This is a genomic window from Paenibacillus sp. NPDC057886 (assembly GCF_042796655.1).
Taxonomy (GTDB): Bacteria; Bacillota; Bacilli; order Paenibacillales; family Paenibacillaceae; genus Paenibacillus.
Map to the genome: position 1 here is coordinate 109,615 of NZ_JBHVMZ010000011.1, position 19,458 is coordinate 129,072.

Annotated in this window: 17 protein-coding genes; 1 reads left to right on the top strand and 16 read right to left on the bottom strand. The window is 45.8% G+C overall.

Annotated elements, in window-relative coordinates; genetic code table 11:
* Window positions 1-167: 167 nt before the first annotated feature.
* The 12 genes from ACFVQB_RS29580 to ACFVQB_RS29635 all read right to left on the bottom strand — a co-directional run bounded on the left by ACFVQB_RS29580 (window position 168) and on the right by ACFVQB_RS29635 (window position 15,483).
* Entirely contained in the window at window positions 168-1,865 is a 1,698-nt protein-coding gene (locus ACFVQB_RS29580; protein ID WP_379447877.1) for an ABC transporter substrate-binding protein, read from the bottom strand.
* Window positions 1,866-2,183: 318 nt separating this feature from the next.
* Complete coding sequence (locus ACFVQB_RS29585; RefSeq protein WP_379447879.1) at window positions 2,184-3,884, bottom strand: ABC transporter substrate-binding protein; 1,701 nt, start codon at window positions 3,882-3,884, stop codon at window positions 2,184-2,186.
* Window positions 3,885-4,266: 382 nt separating this feature from the next.
* A complete protein-coding gene (locus tag ACFVQB_RS29590; RefSeq protein ID WP_379447881.1) occupies window positions 4,267-5,955 on the bottom strand; it encodes an ABC transporter substrate-binding protein in 1,689 nt (562 codons plus the stop codon).
* Window positions 5,956-6,143: 188 nt separating this feature from the next.
* Window positions 6,144-7,046: a carbohydrate ABC transporter permease gene (locus tag ACFVQB_RS29595; RefSeq protein ID WP_379447884.1), complete on the bottom strand. Its 903-nt coding sequence runs from the start codon at window positions 7,044-7,046 to the stop codon at window positions 6,144-6,146.
* A gap of 15 nt (window positions 7,047-7,061) precedes the next feature.
* Entirely contained in the window at window positions 7,062-8,045 is a 984-nt protein-coding gene (locus ACFVQB_RS29600) for an ABC transporter permease (RefSeq protein WP_379447886.1), read from the bottom strand.
* Between the two features lie 367 nt (window positions 8,046-8,412).
* On the bottom strand, window positions 8,413-10,005 hold the full coding sequence (locus tag ACFVQB_RS29605; protein WP_379447891.1) for a response regulator transcription factor: 1,593 nt from the start codon (window positions 10,003-10,005) through the stop codon (window positions 8,413-8,415).
* On the bottom strand, window positions 9,998-11,788 hold the full coding sequence (locus ACFVQB_RS29610; RefSeq protein ID WP_379447894.1) for a sensor histidine kinase: 1,791 nt from the start codon (window positions 11,786-11,788) through the stop codon (window positions 9,998-10,000). The genes ACFVQB_RS29605 and ACFVQB_RS29610 overlap by 8 nt, the downstream gene beginning before the upstream one ends.
* Before the next feature lie 172 nt (window positions 11,789-11,960).
* On the bottom strand, window positions 11,961-12,383 hold the full coding sequence (locus ACFVQB_RS29615; protein ID WP_053780142.1) for an OsmC family protein: 423 nt from the start codon (window positions 12,381-12,383) through the stop codon (window positions 11,961-11,963).
* A gap of 18 nt (window positions 12,384-12,401) precedes the next feature.
* Complete coding sequence (locus ACFVQB_RS29620; protein ID WP_379447896.1) at window positions 12,402-13,148, bottom strand: amino acid ABC transporter ATP-binding protein; 747 nt, start codon at window positions 13,146-13,148, stop codon at window positions 12,402-12,404.
* A gap of 16 nt (window positions 13,149-13,164) precedes the next feature.
* Window positions 13,165-13,809 (bottom strand): amino acid ABC transporter permease, encoded by a 645-nt coding sequence (locus ACFVQB_RS29625; RefSeq protein WP_379447898.1) that lies wholly within the window; start codon window positions 13,807-13,809, stop codon window positions 13,165-13,167.
* A 31-nt stretch (window positions 13,810-13,840) separates the two neighbouring features.
* Entirely contained in the window at window positions 13,841-14,674 is an 834-nt protein-coding gene (locus ACFVQB_RS29630; protein WP_379448150.1) for a substrate-binding periplasmic protein, read from the bottom strand.
* 176 nt (window positions 14,675-14,850) lie between these two features.
* Window positions 14,851-15,483, bottom strand: a complete 633-nt coding sequence (locus ACFVQB_RS29635) for a TetR/AcrR family transcriptional regulator (RefSeq protein WP_379447899.1) — start codon at window positions 15,481-15,483, stop codon at window positions 14,851-14,853.
* Between the two features lie 239 nt (window positions 15,484-15,722).
* On the opposite strand from ACFVQB_RS29635, the gene ACFVQB_RS29640 reads away from it, so the two are divergent.
* Window positions 15,723-16,511, top strand: a complete 789-nt coding sequence (locus ACFVQB_RS29640) for an undecaprenyl-diphosphate phosphatase (RefSeq protein WP_379448152.1) — start codon at window positions 15,723-15,725, stop codon at window positions 16,509-16,511.
* A gap of 305 nt (window positions 16,512-16,816) precedes the next feature.
* Here the strand turns inward: ACFVQB_RS29640 and ACFVQB_RS29645 are convergent, their stop codons facing one another.
* The 4 genes from ACFVQB_RS29645 to gpmA all read right to left on the bottom strand — a co-directional run bounded on the left by ACFVQB_RS29645 (window position 16,817) and on the right by gpmA (window position 19,426).
* Window positions 16,817-17,143, bottom strand: a complete 327-nt coding sequence (locus tag ACFVQB_RS29645) for a thioredoxin family protein (protein ID WP_379447901.1) — start codon at window positions 17,141-17,143, stop codon at window positions 16,817-16,819.
* Window positions 17,144-17,227: 84 nt separating this feature from the next.
* A complete protein-coding gene (locus tag ACFVQB_RS29650) occupies window positions 17,228-18,136 on the bottom strand; it encodes an aldo/keto reductase (RefSeq protein ID WP_379447903.1) in 909 nt (302 codons plus the stop codon).
* Window positions 18,137-18,289: 153 nt separating this feature from the next.
* Window positions 18,290-18,463 carry a hypothetical protein gene (locus ACFVQB_RS29655; protein ID WP_379447905.1) on the bottom strand — a complete coding sequence of 58 codons (174 nt, stop codon included), beginning with the start codon at window positions 18,461-18,463 and terminating at the stop codon, window positions 18,290-18,292.
* Between the two features lie 219 nt (window positions 18,464-18,682).
* Window positions 18,683-19,426, bottom strand: coding sequence for a 2,3-diphosphoglycerate-dependent phosphoglycerate mutase (gene gpmA / locus ACFVQB_RS29660; protein ID WP_379447907.1), 744 nt, complete (start codon window positions 19,424-19,426; stop codon window positions 18,683-18,685).
* Window positions 19,427-19,458 lie beyond the last annotated feature (32 nt).

The following is a 19,458-nucleotide window of genomic DNA, read 5'->3' on the forward strand; positions in this document are numbered from 1 at the left end:
CCCTATTAGAATCATAGCTTAAGCTTCGTTTATCTGAAAGTGCTTACAGTAAGAAAATTATATTTGATTTCGAAATTTGCGTCAATGTTAAACATCACATAGTCAGCAAAAAAAGACCCTATCTCAGGGCCTTTTTTTGTTTATCCGCCTATTTACTTAATCTTACGTTATTTTACGTCTTTACCTGTCCACAGGGAAACACGATCCTTAACCCAAACAGTGTACTGTTTCTCCATTTCGACTGCGCCGGCTTTGTCCAACTCTGCGAGGAAATCATCGTACACTTTATCAAAGTTCGCAGTTGTTGTCAGAACAGCTTCAGGAATACGTTTGCGCACGATATCCTGTGTTTTCTGGAATGTTACACTATAGTCTGTACCTGAAGGTACGGGCATGTTGTATGCTGCGCCCCAGTCTTTCAGCTTCAGCGCATCCTCAGAAGGGTAGAAATCTTTCCAAGTTGTAATACCGTATGCTTTCAACGTTTCTTTCTCTGCCGCAGTATAACCAGCCTGGATCTGCTCAGGGAAGTTCGTTGTATAATAGTTATCCGTGGAATCTTTCACGCCATCACCGTATCTGGCACTAAACACGCTATACATTCCGATTCCTGTTTCTTTGGAAAAGTTAGAGTTGTCATTGGTTTTACGATCCTGGATATCTTGAGGGATCACCCGTTGACCATCTTCTACATTGTAGTGCTCGCCTTCAATTCCCCAGTTTCTCAACACTTGTCCTTCATCCGAAGCGAGCCAGTCCATGAATTTGATAATGCGAACCGGATCTTTGGCAGAAGTTGTGATTCCGATGCCATATCCGTCAAATCCGGTTGGCTGGAACGTATGGTCCACAATGTCCTTGTTCAGGGATACAGAGAAGTGAGCATATGTGCTGTCATCTTTGCCCGCTGATTTGAGTGCATTTTCTGCTTCTTGATAATTCCACTCTTGGTCAATCAGACCGAGTACACGGCCACTTGCAATTTTGGATTTATATTGATCATCCTTTTGCACAAATGTATCTTTGTCCAGCAATCCTTCATTGTACATATGATTTAACCAGCGGAAATATTCTTTCTCCTCTGGACGTTTGTAATGGAGCGTGGCTTCATACGTCTCAGGATCGATGTAATATTCTCCATCATCCGGTGCTCCTGTTGCCTGGAATGCCGGGTTCGTTACCGTAATCATAATCTTCCAATCATCTGCATTCAGCGTCAATGGAATGGTCGGCTGTCCGTCAATCGTTGGGTGTTTTTTCACATATTCTTTCAATACATTCTCGTAATCCTCAAGTGTTTTCACTTCAGGGTATCCGAGCTCTTTTAGCACTTTTTGCTGAATTTCAAATCCGCCTGTTGCGTCAAACGCAACATTATCAACACCCATATTCGTTGGGATTGTGTAAATGGCCTGATCCTCCGAACTGTATTTCAGCCGGTTCATCTGGTCCCCATATATTTTTTTCAGGTTTGGAGCATGCTCCTCAATCAGATCCGTCAGGTCAAGCATCGCGCCTGCATCTACAAGTTTAGACAAGTTACCTTTTGGGAAAACGATATCAGGGTAATCACCACTGGCAGCCATAAGCGCAATTTTTTGATCGCCACCATTGTTCACATCATACTCAGCCTCAATTGTAACGCCTGTTTGCTTGGTAATCTCTTTACCGACTGCATCCTGCATCTTGTTCCAGGTTGGACTTGCATCCGCACCAAAGAATGTGATAGTAACCGGTTCGGTTCCACTGGACTCGGAGGCTTCTTTGCTTCCCGAATTTCCGCAGCCAGCTGTAACCAGCATTGCACTTGCGAGCATCAACATTGCAAACGTCTTGGGTGTATTGCCTTTCATTTTGCCTCTCATTGTCTAATCCCCCTATTATTTATGAAGGTTTTATCTGTATAACAGGCTTTAAGCCTGAGGATACCACCGTAAGACGCATTTCTGTATGCGCTTACTATAAAATAAAATCTGTACTCTTTTTATTAAAACCTTAACTCATGAAAACTTACTTCTAACAAACGTAAAACGTTTTCGTAAAATAATTTAAAACGCTTACTGAAAGTGCTTACATTAACGATTATATGCTATCCTCCCCCTTTCGTCAACAACAAAAAAGGCCCCTTTTAAGGGACCTTTCTCGCAATGAAAATGATCATATATTATGACTTATTTTCACTATTATTTCACGTCTTTACCTGTCCACAGAGCTACACGTTCCTTGATCCAAACGGTGTATTGTTTCTCCATCTCTACCGCACCGGCTTTATCCAGTTCAGCCAGGAGATCATCATACACTTTGTCGAATTTCTCAGGTTTGGCAAGGATGGCTTCAGGAATACGTTTACGGATAATGTCCTGCGTTTTCTGGAACGTTACGTTATAATCCGTATCCGAAGGTACAGGCATGTTATATGCTGCGCCCCAATCTTTCAGTTTCAGGTCATCTTCAGAAGGATAGAAATCTTTCCACGTTGTAATGCCATAAGCTTTCAGTGTTTCCTTCTCTGCGGCAGTATAACCTGCTTGGATCTGCTCAGGGAAGTTTGTTGTGTAGTAGTTACCTGTAGAATCTTTGACACCATCGCCATATCTAGCGCTGAAGATGTTATACATGCCAACCCCTGTTTCTTTGGTAAATGCCGAGTTATCATTCGTTTTTCGATCTTGAATATCCTCAGGAATGATGCGGGTGCCATTTTCTACTTTATATTGTTGGCCTTCAATACCCCAGTTTCTCAGCACTTGGCCATCATCCGAAGCGAGCCAATCCATGAATTTGATAATACGTACAGGGTCTTTTGCAGTTTTCGAAATTCCGATGCCATATCCATCGAATCCGGTTGGTTGGAACGTATGATCCACAATATCCTTGTTGAGGGATACAGAGAAGTGAGCGTACGTATTCTCGCCATTGTTAACTGATTTCAAAGCATTCTCAGCTTCACCATAGTTCCATTCCTGGTCAATCAGCCCCAGTACCCGACCGCTTGCAATTTTGGATTTGTATTGGTCGTCTTTCTGCACAAATGTATCTTTGTCCAGAATGCCTTCATTGTACATTTTGTTCAACCAGCGGAAGTATTCTTTCTCCTCTGGACGTTTATAGTGCAGCACCGCTTCATACGTTTCAGGGTTAATGTAATATTCACCGTCATCCGGTCCACCTGTTGCCTGAAAGGCTGGATTCGTTACCGTAATCATAATCTTCCAGTCATCTGCATTCAACGTCAGCGGAATCGTCGGCTGTCCGTCAATGGTTGGATGTTTTGCATAATATTCTTTCAGAACTTTCTCGTAATCCTCAAGCGTTTTCACTTCTGGGTAGCCGAGTTCTTTCAATACCTTTTGCTGAATTTCGAATCCGCCTGTAGCATCAAACGCAACATTATCTACACCCATGTTCGTTGGGATCGTGTAAATGGACTGATCTTCCAAACTGTATTTCAGACGGTTCATCTGGTCTCCATAGATTTTCTTCAGGTTTGGTGCATATTGATCAATCAGATCTGTCAGGTCAAGCATCGCGTCTGCATCCACAAGCTTAGACAAGTTACCTTTAGGATAGATAATATCAGGGTATTCACCGCTGGCAGCCATCAAAGGTATCTTCTGGTCGCCGCCATTATTCACATCATACTCGGCTTCAATTGTAACACCTGTTTGTTTCGTAATTTCTTGGCCGACTGCGTCCTTCATGTTGTTCCAGTTTGGACTTGCGTCAGCACCAAAGAACGTAAAGGTGATTGGACTGGTCGTATCCCCTGTGTCCGTTGGTGTCTCTGAAGCCGTAGTTCCTCCTCCGCCGCTGCAACCTGCTGTAATAGCAAGAGCGCTGGCTAACAGAAGCATTGCGAATGTTTTTGGTGTTTTGCCCTTCATGTGTAATCCCCCTTATGGATAAAATGAAGCTATCTATTGTAGAACAGGCTGACCTGCACATACCGTAATCGGGTGATTCTGATTGTAAAACGTTTGATTTTATAACATAAAAAGCGTTTTCTAAATGAAGTGAAAAACACTCATTCTATCCAGTAATTTGCGGAACCATTCCTTACTCTCTTTGACTGAAGAGATTCGTATACAAGTCTTGATAAACCAGCGATGAAAGTGCTTTCATATTTGAATAATAATCTCTCTAAAAGTCCTTGTCAATAGTGAATTCATAAAATTGAAAACGTTTTTCGGAAAACGTTTTAGTTATAAAAAAGAACCCAGTTTCCCGGGTCCTCTTTTTCGAAAAAATCAGTCTGCTAAAAACGCATTATTTGCTCTCTTCACCGCTCCACAATTGAACACGGCTTTGCACCAGCTCGGTGTATTGTTTTTCCATGTCCTCTGCTCCTGCTTTGTTAAGTTCAGCAATCATCCCATCATAGATGGCATCAAATTGCTCAGGAGAACTGAGGATTGCTTCTGGGATCCGTTTACGGATAATATCCTGTGTTTTTTGGAAAATAACGTTGTAATCCGAGTCACCTGGAGTCGGCATATTGTATGCTGCTCCCCATGGTTTAACCGGGAACTCATCTTCACTTGGGAACAGATCTTTCCACGTTGTTGCGCCGTATGCTTTGAGTGTCTCTTTCTCCGCATCGGAATACGCCGCTACAATCTGTTCTGGGAAATTCGTTGTGTAATAGTTATCCGTTGTATCTTTGACACCATCTCCATAGTGACCAGACATATTGGTATAGAGGCCAATACCTGTTTCCTTCTGGAATACGGCAGCATTATTCGTTTTTTGGTCCTGAATATCGGCCGGAATCACACGTTTGCCATCTTTCACTTCGTACTGTTGGCCTTCAATACCCCAGTTCATCAGCACTTGACCTTCCTCAGAAGCCAGGTAATCAAAGAATTTGATTGTACGAACCGGGTCCGGATTCGATGTTGTAATCCCTACACCCCATCCAGATACAAAACCAGGGTCCTGGAAGGAATGATCCTTGATATCTTTAGACAGAGTTACTGGGAAGTGTGAATAGGTCGCTTCATCTTTACCCGCTGCTTTCAATGCATTCTCCGCATCAGAATAACCCCAATCCTGGTCAATGACGCCCAGTACACGTCCACTTGCAATTTTGGATTTGTATTGATCCGTTTTCTGTACGAAGCTGTCCTGATCTAGCAGTCCTTCTGCGTACATATGGTTCAACCAACGGAAATACTCTTTCTCTTCCGGACGTTTGTAATGGAGACTTGCCTTATATGTCTCAGGATCAATATAGTACTCGCCGTCATCCGGAGCGCCCGTTGCGAGGAATGCGGGATTCGTTACCGTAATCATGATTCTCCAGTCATCCGCGTCCAATGTTAACGGGATTGTCGGCTGACCATCAATTGTTGGATGTTTCTCTTTGTAGGCTTTCAGTACATTTTCATAATCCTGGAGTGTACGTACTTCAGGATATCCCAGTTCTTTCAATACACGCTGCTGAATCCCAAATCCGCCGCCTGCATCAAAATACTTCTGGTCTACCGCATAATACGTAGGCAGTACATAAATCCCTTGATCTTCGTTGCTATATTTCAGCCGGTCCATGTAATTACCATACAGCTTCTTCAGATTGGGAGCATATTGCTCGATCAGATCAGTCAAATCAACCATTGCCCCAGCATCCACGAGCTTGCTTAGCTCTCCTTTGGGTGACACAATATCCGGATAATCTCCGCTTGCTGCCATTAAGGATACTTTATCCTGACCACCACTGACGGCAAATTCACCGTTAAGGGTGACTCCTGTTTTCTCTGCAAGGACTTTCCCCACTTCATCCTTCATACCGTTCCAGTTCGGACTGGGATCGACGCTAAAAAAGTCAAAAGTAATCGGAGACGTATCACCGCTTGTGTCCTTAAACGACGTTTCGCCACTGTTTCCTCCACCGCAACCTGCGAGCAAAGACATCGCAAGCACCGGAGCCAGTGCAATCTTCATTTTGTTACTTGCCATAATGGTAATCCTCCCTGATTCATATGTCTGTCTTATCCGGGACTTTATTGTCCCTGTCTATAGCTTCATGAATGCCACTCCGCAGCCCTATACGGTGAAGCGCAGGCCAAATGGCTGCGCTTCGGGCATTCTGATGCTTCTTATATTATACGGCCGCTCTATCTATGTGGCGGCCTGTACAAACTTGCTTAAGCTTTTACTGCACCCAATGTCATACCACCTACAAAATACTTTTGCAGGAATGGATACACGATCAGGATTGGAACCGTAACAACGATTGTAATCGCCATCTTGATGGATTCCGGTGAAATCTGTGTCATCTGCTGAGCCATGTCATTGGCATTCCGCCCAGCGCCTGAGCCTTGCTGTGTGCTTTGCAGCACTTTCATCAGCTCATACTGGAGCGTGGTCAGATGAGCCTTCGAACCATTATACAGGTACGTATCGAACCAAGCATTCCACTGGCCAACAGCCAGGAACAATGCGATGGTTGCAAGTACCGGTTTACAGAGCGGCAAAATGATTTTGTAATAGATCTTAAAGTCATTCGCACCATCCAGCTTCGCTGATTCCTGCAATGCATACGGCAGGCCATCAATGAAGGAACGAATGATAAACACGTTAAACGCACTGATCATACCTGGCAATACATATACCCAGAATGTACCGATCAGGTTCAGGTCACGCATCAGGATGTATACCGGAATCAGACCACCGGAGAAATACATCGTGAGTGCAAGTGTCGTGGAAACAAACTTTCTCAACTTGAAGTCAGGACGACTTAGTGTAAACGCGATCATTGAGGAGCTGATCAAGCCGAGCAACGTACCTACAATGGTACGCAGAATGGATACCTGCAAACCTTGCAGCAATCCTTCATATTGGAAAATCGTTTTATAGTTTTGCAATGTGAATTCACGAGGCCACAAGTAAATCCCACCACGTACGGTATCTGTCGAGTTATTGAGCGAGATAGCCAGTACGTTCAGGAATGGATACAGTGTTACAATCAGCACCAGGGTCATTGCGAGGATGTTGAATATATCGAACACTTTATCGCCCCGAGTAGCATTGAATGCTTTGTTCGCCATAATGTTGTCCCCTCCCTACATGATGCTTTCTTTGGTGAATTTTTTGAACAATCCGTTCGCTGTAAACAGAAGGATGATACTGACAACGGAGTTGAATATGCCTATGGCGGTACCGTATGAGAATCGTCCCATATTCAAGCCATAATTAAGCGCGTATAGATCAAGGACTTCCGAGTAATCGGTCACCAGACTGTTGCCTAGCAAGAACTGCTTCTCGAAACCGATACTGATCAGATGCCCGATCGACATGATGAAAAGTACGGAAATCGTGGTCCGTATGCCAGGCAGCGTGATGTGCCACATTTGTCTCCAGCGGTTTGCTCCGTCTACCCGGGAAGCTTCGTAAAGTTCCTGGTCAATACCGGTAATGGCCGCCAGATAGATGATCGCATTCCAGCCGGTTTCCTTCCACATATCTGAAGCGGTTACAATGTACCAGAACAGGTTCCCCTTAGCCATGAATTGAATCGGCTGATCGATAATGTTTAGGTTTACCAAAAGGTCATTGATAATCCCGCCATCGGTGGAGAGCATCTTGGTAATAATCCCTGCCACTACGACCCAGGATACAAAGTGAGGCAGATATGATACCGTTTGCACGGCGCGCTTGAAGAACATGCCTTTCATCTCATTTAAGAGAATTGCAAAGAAAATCGGCACGATAAAACCGACAACCAGTCCCATCAAGCTCATCGCAAGCGTATTTCGAAGTACCAGATAGAAGCGATCATCGCTGAACAGCTCTGCAAAGTGCTTAAAACCAACCCACTGTTGATCGCCGAACGATCTGGCCGGTTTATAGTTTTGGAAAGCCATCGTCCATCCCCATAGTGGCAGATAGTTAAATACAAAAACCCAAACTACGAATGGCAATGACATGAGATAGAGATACTTTTGCTGTTTCATACTGTCCCAAATTCTGTTCCGCCGTTTTTGTGTTAGCGGATTGGGGTCACTGCTTTTTTTCGCGGAAGCGGATTTTTCTGTTAGCGTTTCCATCTCCGTTCCCCCTCCTCTGTTTTATAAAATAATCATACCTGATAGAGCGTTTTCAAAATACCAGCTGGATTTTAGAGAAAATCATATAAAAATTAGATATCCCCTTATATAATCCGATATTATATCTATAAAATTAGTGATAATGACGCTGTCTATTATTAATTAATGAAATTAAAAGGGAATTTAATTTGAAAATGGTAATTGTCGAAAACGTTTTATAGAAATCGTTTACTTTATGTAAAATTAAAAAGAAAAAGGACCTCAAAGGTCCTTTCAATTGACTATAATAGACTATAATTCCGAAAACGTTTTTTACCTTATCAGGAGAAACGCCATACAATAGAAGTGATCACCTCTCAAGCATGGACTACTCCCGATCCGGCTCTCCTGAAAAATCCTTGGACTGTGATCTGGCATGTTTGTAAGCGGAAGGTGATTCCCCTACATACTTCTTGAATTTGCCGTGGAAGTAATCCACGTTGGCATACCCCACCCTCGCGGCAACCTGGTGAACCTTCAACCCTTCATCAAGTAGTTCCTTCGCCTTCTCCATTCGAACCTTATCGAGAAATGCATTGAAATATTCCCCGGTATGGTTTTTGAATAGCTTGCCCAGATAACTGCTATTGTAGTTGAATACCTCAGCGAGTACCTCCAACTTGAGATTTTCGCCCGGATTACGACGGATAAATTCAATCATCTGTTTCAGTACCGTATCCTTGCTGCCTCCACCCATGCGCTGAATAAGCCGGTTTAGGTGTTCAGCGGCCATCCCTTTGAGATCCAGCAACGTTAATTGATGGTAAACCTCCGTGATGAGAACGGAATGCTCCTGCATAATGGATTGCATATGCTGATTGGTTGCCGCAAGTTTGTTAATAGCCAATGAAAACACTTGGGAGAACGCCGTCTTTATCGCCTGTTCTGTCTGGTGGTGGGGAATTAGGCGTTCCTCCATCTCGGTCAGCACACGCATCACGGACTCGCTGCTCCGAATATCGAGTGCATAATACAGCTTGTCCGCAAGCTCTGCTTCATCCGGCTCACCACTTTCTTCCCCCATCGCAGCAACTGGCCCAGAAACACTTTCGCTCTTCTCGCCTTCGTTCCATAACATAACGCGTTGTTCAGCGAACAGGAAACGTCTGCCCAATACACCGTTGGCCTGATTGTAGGAATGTGCGATGTCTGCTGTGGAGTTTACAGGTTGCCCTGCTGCGGCGTACATGTGAATATTCCATTCTCCCAGCAGCCCTTGCAACTCATCATATAAACTCTGCGCAGATTGTACAGTCAAAATAGGCTCTTTGCATAACAGTCCCAGTCCGGAATGGAACGAAAACACAATCCCCCGATCTTTCTGGTCAAAAGCTTCTGCCAGTCTGCGTTTCACCACACTACCACGCTGTAAATCAGGTTCTACATGCATCTCCAGCAGCACAACCTGATACTGCGACCAATTCAATCCTAGAGCATTCGCTCCCATCGTTTCCGTACCTTCCAGGCTATCAAAAAGCAATGCTTCAATCTGGTGCTCCCGGTAGGCTGTATCCTCACCAGCATGGCGGGCCAAGGTCATCCGCTCCCGTGTCAGCATTGCTGAGATCCGCTCCAGCTCACTGATAATCTCCTCTTCATCCACTGGCTTGAGCAGATACCCATCCACGCCAAAACTGATGGCTTTCTTGGCATAATCGAAATCGGCATACCCACTCAGGATCAGAAAATGCGACCCTGGATGGTGCTGCCGCACTTCTTCAATGACATCCAATCCGGTCATGCCGGGCATGCGAATATCGATGATCGTCAGGTCTGGTTCCAGCTCTTCGAAGCGGGTAATGGCCTCACGCCCGCTCGCAGCTGTACCAATCACCTGAAAGCCGTATTTTTCCCAATCAATGATCGTTGTCAGTCCTTCACGTATGCTCGGTTCATCATCTACCAATATCACTTTATACATGCTGGTCTCCTCCTGCTGGCAAGGTGAAAGAAACCTCTGTTCCTTCCCCATACACACTCTTAATCTGTAATCCGTATGGCTCGCCGTAGGTCAACGTTAAACGTTGATGTACGTTACGCATGCCAATCCGGCTCTTCTCCTGTTCTTCCGGTCCACAGATGAACTGCATCACTTCAGCCAGACGCTCCGGCGTAATGCCTGCCCCATCGTCATCGACACGCACCTGGACAACATCCTCCACCAAACGAATATTTATATTCACACGGACCGTGCCCTCTTTGTTTTCCAAACCATGCACAATCGCATTCTCAACCAGAGGTTGAATGATCAAAGGAGGGATGTACATCTTCTCCGCCTCCGGATCGATATGGATCTGGAAAGCAAGACGGTCGCCGTAACGGAATTTCTGAATTTCCAGATAAGAACGTACCATCTCCAGTTCGGCTCTGAAAGTCGTTTTGCCGCTGCCAATCTCAAGGCTCTTGCGCATCAGTTTGCCCAGCAGCCTGACGATATTGGCAATCTCCGCCTCCCCTTTGATATGGGCTTTCATGCGGATCGACTCCAATGCATTAAACAAAAAATGAGGATTGATCTGGCTGGCCATCATTTTCAGTTTAATCTCTTTCTGCGCGATTTCCAATTGATTGTTCTGTTCCGTTGCCTCTACCACCTGAGTCATCAGTTCATTAATGCTCTTCACCATGTAATTGAACTGTCTCGACAGTTGCCCGATCTCATCATTTCCGTCAATGCGGGAAGTGACATTCAGGTCACCCAGCGCGAGCTTGTTCAGATGTTTACTAAGGCGTAACAATCGGTTCGACGTGAGAAATGAAATGATATATACAAGCAACAATGCAATGACCAGCACTAGCGTAATAAAGAGCATACCGATCATACTAATGGTATTCGCATCTTTGACAATATTTTTGGTGGCAAAAACCGAAATGATTTTCAGGCTATTCATGCTCGATCCAGGATTGATCTCATCAATCACAATGTTGGATGGCTCGCCCTGAAAATCTGCTTCAATTGTACCTTTAGCCTGATTTTGCAGATCTACGCCAAAATCAAGCTCATCCAGCGTCTTGCCCACAAGTTCGGTATTTTTGGCAGCAACCACATAACCCTGTTCGTCCGTAATCAACGTCTCGAAAGGTTCCTGACGTAACAATCCATTCAGCTCATCCTGATTGATTACAATCATCAGCACACCCTCGGACCGATATTCGGCAAAAGGCACTTTGCGCACCAGACTAAGCTTGTGCACCGGATTATCTCCCTTGTCAGGAATGTAGAACCAGCCGATGCTCGTCGTTTCCAACGCCTTCTGGTACCAGTAACTCTCTTCGGTATGCTCATCCACCGGGATAAATTCCAGATTGTTGATCAGCGTCGGATTGGTTGAATAAAACCGAATGCCCGCAACCTCACGGTATAGACGCTTGTATTCCTGAAAATCGGTGTATGCGAGGTAAGCCGACGTCAACTCCACAACGCTTTCGTACCTTTTGTTCACAATTTCCTTCAAATCATTGTTGAACATCAAAATGTTGGAAATATCCGTGGGTACACGCAGCAGTGTGGCGGTCTGACTCTTGACCTTTTCCACGTTGTTGATCGTCTGTCCTATGGCATTGTCCAGTGCCTGCTTGCGAAAATATCCGGTTACAGCAAGTCCTATAATCAGTACCGGGATCATGACGACAAGTACATAGGATATGAGCAATTTATGCTTTAATTTAAGATTATTGGATGTTCGTATGAGCCTTCTAAACATATCTGCACCTTCCGTCGCTTATAAGCGCTTACATATAAAGGTCAGTACATATTACGCCTGCCCTTCCAATTCATCATACCACATAACAGCAAAAGCCCTGCAAGAGGGCTTCAAAAAAAGGCACTCCCATAATTGGAAGTGCCCCTTCAGTATATAATTTACCCATGTGCCGTTATGGACGCGGTGTGTCTACCCCATTCAGAATCAGTTTGGGATGAATATCAGCGCTAAGCGAAGCGGAAACTGCACAATACTTCTCTTCAGCCATTTGGATGGCTTTCCAGATCCGGTAATCCGGAATATCGCCGTCTACCTTGAAGATCAGGTCAATGGCTGTAAACCCTTTTGGCATACCTTCACTGCGTGTACCTTGTGCTTCAATCTCAATTCCAGTAATTTTGTCCAGGAAAGCGTCCAGAATCATCGTGATATCGATCCCCATACAACCTCCGAGACCTGCCAGTAACAATTCCATGGGTGTAGCACCCTTGCTGTCACCACCATAGGCAGCTGTGGCATCCATGCCAACCGCGTAGCCAGAAGGTCCTTCGGAAGTAAACGCGCGTTTGCCTTTCCATACAGTTGTTACATTCATGATGTTTATCCTTCTTTCTTAGAATTCAGTAATTTGCTGCAAAAATCTGCGAGTCCGCTCCTTGGTCGGATGCTCAAAAAAGGCCTGTGGACTTGCTTCTTCCACAATCGATCCATCCGCCATAAATACGATTTTGTTAGCCACATTCCGGGCAAACTTCAACTCATGCGTAACGACCAGCATCGTCATGCCTTCCTGTGCCAGCTCCTTCATAACGGAGAGCACTTCTCCCACCAGTTCGGGATCAAGGGCTGAGGTAGGCTCGTCAAACAGCATCACTTCAGGCTCCATGGCAAGTGCACGGGCAATCGCTACGCGCTGCTGCTGTCCACCAGATAAACGGGATGGATATGCATCCTGCTTGTCAGAAAGACCGACCCGATCCAGCAAAATCCGGCCGCGTTCGGCCGCTTCGTCCCGCTTAATTTTTTTCACTGTCACGAGACCTTCCATCACATTGCCGAGCACCGTCTTGTGCGGATACAGATTGAACTGCTGGAATACCATGCCGGTCTGCCGACGGATTTCCAGTACCCTTGCCCGCTGGATTCGCTGCGAGTCGGCACTGTCTACTACAACACCATTCACTTCAATCTTGCCGCCAGAGAGCTCTTCTAGACCGTTCAGACAGCGCAGCAACGTACTTTTGCCTGATCCACTCGGTCCCAGCAGAACAACAATATCTTTCGCATCGACATGCAGGTCTATATTTGTGAGAACTTCATTTTTCCCAAAACGTTTGGTTAGTCCTGTTGTTGTAATCACCGGTTCTCCCCTCCTATCAGTAAGCCCGGGCCAGCCGGCGCTCCACTTGTTCCAGAATGGCCGAGAATCCGATACTCATGATCCAGTAGATCACGCCAATCGCCAGATAAAACGGCATATTAACGTAATATTGCGCGACCAGTAGCTGTGCCGAGCGAAGCAATTCGGTCACCCCGAGGGCTGCCACAAGTGATGTTTCTTTCAGCATCCCGATAAACGTGTTGCCCATCGGAGGGATCGCAATACGCACCGCTTGGGGGAATATAATCCTTCTCATGGTCTGAGCCGGTGTCATACCTGTAGCATATGCGGCCTCCGTCTGCCCTTTCGGCACAGCCTGAATCGCTCCGCGGAACGTTTCGGACAGAAATGCACCTGCATTAAGACTAAGCCCGAGACAGGCTGCCGTGAGCGAGCCCAAGGTTACGCCATAATCGACCAGCCCATAATAAATAACGAATAATTGCACCAGCAGCGGGGTTCCCCGCATGATGGATACGTAGAAACGGGCGATCATTCTGAGCCACATCGGCCCCTTCAGACGCGCGATAGCGACGAGCACCCCGATGATAAAAGCAAAAAACATTGAAATTACAGTTACATACAGCGTGTAATACGCCCCCTTCAGAAAGAAGGGGATATTCTCAAATACCAATTCCATGGATCAAACTTCCCTTCGCCCTGCCGGTTCATTATTGCGCAGGCTCTTCACCAAACCATTTTTTGAAGATGGTATTGTAGGTACCATCATCTTTCATGCCTTTGAGAGCATCATTCAGTGCTGCTACGAGTTCCGGATTGTCTTTGCGCACAGCAATGCCCGCTTGGTCACTCTTGATTGGCTCACCTACTGCTTTGATGTTGAAGCCGTTGGCATCTACAATCGGTTTCAGTGCGTACAGGTTGTTGATTGTTGCATCGATCCGTCCAGCGTCCAGATCTTTCAATGATGTGATGACATCGTCATAGGTCTTGATGGTGAAATTGCCGACTTTCGGCAGCACTTCGTTACGTAGGTACGTTTCATCATTGGTACCGAGACCTACACCGATTGTTTTTCCTTTGAAATCTTCCAGCTTGGTAATGTCATTGTTATCTTTTTTCACGATGATTTTCACGTCGTTCGTAATATAGGGATCACTGAAATCCAATACTTTTTTGCGGTCATCGGTAATCGTCATCTGGCTGATAATGGCATCCAGCTTTTTGGATTGCAGACTTGGCGTCAGTCCCGAGAACTCTTGGGATACAAACTCAACTTCTACACCCAGGCGCTTGGCAACCTCACGAGCGATATCAGCATCGAAACCGTCCATTTCTTTCTTGTCATTCAGGAAGTTGTATGGAGGATAGGTTCCCATCATGCCAACTTTCATAGTACCAGCCGATTTAATCTGCTCCAGTTCATTGTTCGCTTGTGCGCCATTGCTGCTTCCATTATCCGTGGCTTTACTGCCACAAGCGCTCAGTACCAGCACGGTCATTAACAGCAGGGCTGTTAAAGTCCAGCCTTTGCGGGATTTCATTCCATATGTTTTATTCATGTCATTAACTTCCTCTCATCCATGTAGTCATGTCTTGTTGAAACTTCTGTTTCCTGTCTTCCTAAACCGCAGTTGTACCCATTATTCCCTGCTGCTGGCTTAATCATGTGAATATTTAATCCAGTTATTGAAAATAAAGCTCCGGGGCCAGCACACCTTTATGTGCCAAGCAGTCCGTAAAACTCAAAGCTTGCCGCCTCCGCTGCGAGCTTTGTTGCTGTCATTGATGAGAACTCGCTGTGCAACTCCTCTGAGCCAAACAGCCAGCGCGTAATGATGCCTTCAATCATGCTAACCAGCAGCGCAGCACGGAGCGGTACATCCATGGAATCGGGCAGCATGCCCAGCTCAATGGCCCGTTGCATGTTGTGGCGAAACGCCTGTTCCACCGCCCCCCGTGTCTCCTCGACCAGACGACGTACCGAATCCTCCGACACGATGCCTTTAAGCAACAACTCCATAAAATAACGATTGTCGGCTGCAAAAGAGAATAAGTCGGTAAACAGCCGTTCCGAAGCTCTCACCATATCCTCAACCGATCCGGCATCCTTGCGGTAGCCTTGCCCGATCGCTTCAAGCAGCTTCTCCCTGCCGGTTAACACAATCTCCGACGCAATGGCTTCCTTACTTTTGAAGTGCCAGTAAAAAGTGCCTTGCGCGACGCCAGCTTCCCGGACGATATCGGAAATTTTCGTCTGATGGTAGCCCTGGGTCGCAAAACGCTCCATCGCTATGCGTATAATTTGGTCCCGGCGTTCTTCTCCGGGTTCCAAATGATTGTTTTTAGACATTTGCCTATCCTCCCGATTGATCAGTCAGTCAGTTAATGTATATCCTATGGGATAACTAGGTTTTTGTCAATATGGTTTTAAACAATTCATTACAAGCATAAGTTGAAGTTGGGCGCATTTGTGATCATAATAGATGATAGCCTTGTTCAAATGAGCGGGCATTGTCACGCAGGACAGCCTATAAGCTGTCATCTGCATTTCAAGGAGGAAGAGAATTGGACTTTATATCATCGATTATTATGGGCATCATCGAAGGTTTGACTGAGTTTTTGCCCGTGTCCTCGACCGGACACATGATTCTGACTGCCCACTTGCTGGGATTATCGGAGGACAACGAGTCAGTCAAAACGTTTGAGGTGGTTGTGCAACTCGGAGCTGTACTTGCTGTCGTTGTGCTGTACTGGAACAAATTCATTGATATGTTCCGCTTCACCGGAGGCAAAAGGAGTTACACCTCCCGTCTGAACCTCATTCATATCTTTTTGGCGATGGTTCCAGCCGTGGTCATTGGACTTGTATTCCGGGACTGGATCAAGGCGCATCTGTTTGGAGCACAAACGGTGCTGTACAGTCTTGTTATTGGTGGTATTCTGATGATTGTCGCTGAACGTTGGAGCCACCGAAGCGAGCGCATTACAACCCATGATGTAGACGATATTACGTATAAACAGGCATTTGTAGTGGGTCTTTTTCAGATTCTCGCATTATGGCCAGGCTTCTCCCGTTCCGGTTCAACGATCTCTGGTGGACTGTTCGCAGGGGTAAGCCGGGTTGCTGCAGCGGAATTTACATTCCTGGTCTCTGTGCCGATTATGATTGGAGCCACAGGATATGATCTGTACAAAAGTATCGATCACCTGAATAGCAGCGATTTCCCGATCTTCGCGATTGGATTCATTGCCGCATTTATTGTAGCCATGCTTGCCATTAAGACGTTCCTGTCCATTTTGAAAAAACTGAGTCTGACCGTCTTTGCAGTCTATCGCTTCGTGCTGGCAGCCGTATTCTTTATCATTTTAATGATGTAACCCTATCTTCGAGTCATGTAACAAAAAAACCAATGGCGACCTGTTCTTTTCAGAACGGGTCGCCATTTTTATGTACTAAACCGAATCAGGACCACTTTCTTGCTTGAATTTTGTTTCTTTTCTTTAAAAACCTGATTTTTTTGATAAGATGATTTCTATTCCGCTTACGTTCTAACAACCTCTCAACAATTTTGATTCACTTGTAAATAGTATCCTCCCTCTTCGCCCCTCAATACCAAAAACACCTCCTATCAGCGATAGGAGGTGTTTCGTATGACTACTGCCATATAAACGACTTTCTTACATTATACCTTGGACTCCAAAGTCTCCAGATACTCTGAGATTTGAGCAGGCGTTTTTGCCCATTTGCTGTGCAGATGCGCAATTTTCTTGCCGTTCTGGAATACGAGCAGGCTTGGAATGCCGCGTACACCGTTCTCTTCAGCAAACGGCAGGAACTCTTCTGCATCCAGGGCATAGAAGGTTTTATCCGCATGCTGGTCGATAACGTCCCCGATAAAGCGATCCAGGTTTTTGCAATCCGGACACCAGGTTGTATCAAATTTAATAACGGTCAGTCCGTCAGAATTAATTGTATCGCGATATTGTTGCTCACTTTGAATTCTTTCCATATGTCTTCTCTCCCTTATTTGATTCTTTATGGTTGACCTTCATTGTACCTCGTATAGTTACAATTGAAAATAGGCTGCCCACGTTTAACGGTGCTGCTTGTACAGATTAGCAGGGCTGAGCTCCCGTATTTCGTTAATCTCCGCAGCTGTAAGTGGTTCGGATTCCGATGCTGCAATATTATGCAACAACTGCTCTCTCGAGCTGGCACCTGGCACGACAGCGGCAACAGCCGGATGCGCCAGCGCATAACGAATGGCCGTTTGAGCCATGCTGCGATTGTCTGTAACGAAACGGCTCAGGCCATCGCGTATGATATGCAATTCTTCAGGTGTATAATCCAGATACCCCTTATCTGCCTTAGCAGCACCAGAATCGGCTAGAACCCCGCTTGCCACAGGTCCACGAGCGATAACACTAATCCCCTTTTGCTCCAATAAAGGCAATACTTCCTCTTCGGCCCGGCGATCTGCAACGCTGTATTGATTCATCACGCTGACAATGGAAGCTCTCTGCACATATTCACGAATCACGTTAGGCCGGATGGAGGATATGCCGTAATATCGGATAAGACCTTCCTGCTTCAATTCCTCAAAAGCTTCGATTGTCTCTTCGATTGGATCATCCATTGTACCGCCATGCAGCTGATACAGATCAATATAATCCGTCTGAAGCCTTTTCAGACTGTCTCGCACAGCCTGTTTAATATAGGCTTTGGATGGGTCCCATGACCAGCCTTCTTTCCCAGGTATGCGACGATTGCCAACCTTGGTTGCCACAATGACCTGATCCCGGCGTCCCTGGATGGCCTGGCCGACGATTTCCTCGTTTAAACCTGCATCGTACAGGTCAGCGGTATCCAGAAGATTAACACCACGATCCAATGCTTCATGAATCAGGACTACGGCAGGTCTCATTTCGGTTCCAAGCGACATACAGCCTAGCCCAATTTCACCAACCATGAGTTCGGATGAACCCAGACGATTTTTCTTCATATGTTGTACATCCCCTTCCATACGTTCTGCAAGTTTCCATTGTATCATTCTTGCTGGTAAAAATCGCATATGACATATGAACGCACACAAAAACCCGGGACCATACCAGCTCCGGGCTTCTCATGCTAATTGACTCCTATACCAAGATCTATTTTAAATCACACGTGAACCTTTTTTGCTTCCATAAGACGGTTTTGAAGATGAACTTGAATTTTTCATAAGTCCTGACACCGTACTGAACAGCTTATCCCTTGCTTGTTTGTTCCTCATCAAGTAAGTCACGCCTGCTCCGATGGCTGTTACAATAATTTCACTTTTTTTAGACATGTGTTGTTCCTCCTTCAGGATTAATGTACATCGTGTCTTGCTTGAGATTACCCTGTAGGAGAAAAACGAAACGTCAGATGTGATCTCTAAAATTACAGAATGGCTATTATAAATTAAAAAGATGGCCGCCTGAACATTCAGGAGCCATCTTCTAACATGCTGTATAAGTTGAACCCATTGTTACTACAGTGAATCGTGCACGGTCAGAAAATTGTCCGATCAATCCGACGGTGGTGCGACATGAGTCATTTCCTCATGTTTGTACGTGGAGCCATCCGCAGTCAGGTAGAAATGCCCGATGGGATGCAGATCTTCATCCAGTTCATAGACTAGCGGAATGCCTGTCGGGATATTAAGCGCCATGACGTCTGCTTCGGACATTTGGTCCAGATGCATGACGAGTGAACGGAGCGTATTGCCGTGCGCGGAGATGAGTACCCTTTTGCCCGCTGACACAACCGGTTTGATCTCTGCATTCCAATACTCCAGCACCCGCTTTGATGTATCCATCAAATTCTCGGTACGCGGGATGGTGCAGCCCAGCCGTTGATACTTGTCCTGATCCTGAACATAACGATCATCTGTTTCGTCCAGTGCCGGGGGAGATACGCTAATGGAGCGCCTCCATTCCTTCACCTGCTCCTCACCATACTTCAGCGCAGTCTGCTGTTTATTCAGTCCTTGCAGTGCCCCATAGTGACGTTCGTTCAGCTTCCACGTCTTTGTGATCGGAATCCACATCCGGTCCATTTCATCAAGTGCAATATCCAGTGTTCGAATGGAGCGTTTGAGCACCGAGGCATAAGCGTAGTCAAAATCAAAACCCTGTTCCTTCAGGATCTTTCCCGCTTTACGCGCTTCTCCGTATCCATCGGTCGTCAGATCCACATCCGTCCAACCGGTAAAACGGTTCTCCACGTTCCACATACTCTGTCCATGGCGAATCAAAACTACTCTGTACATAAGCGTGAATCCTCCTTCCATGAAACCATTAC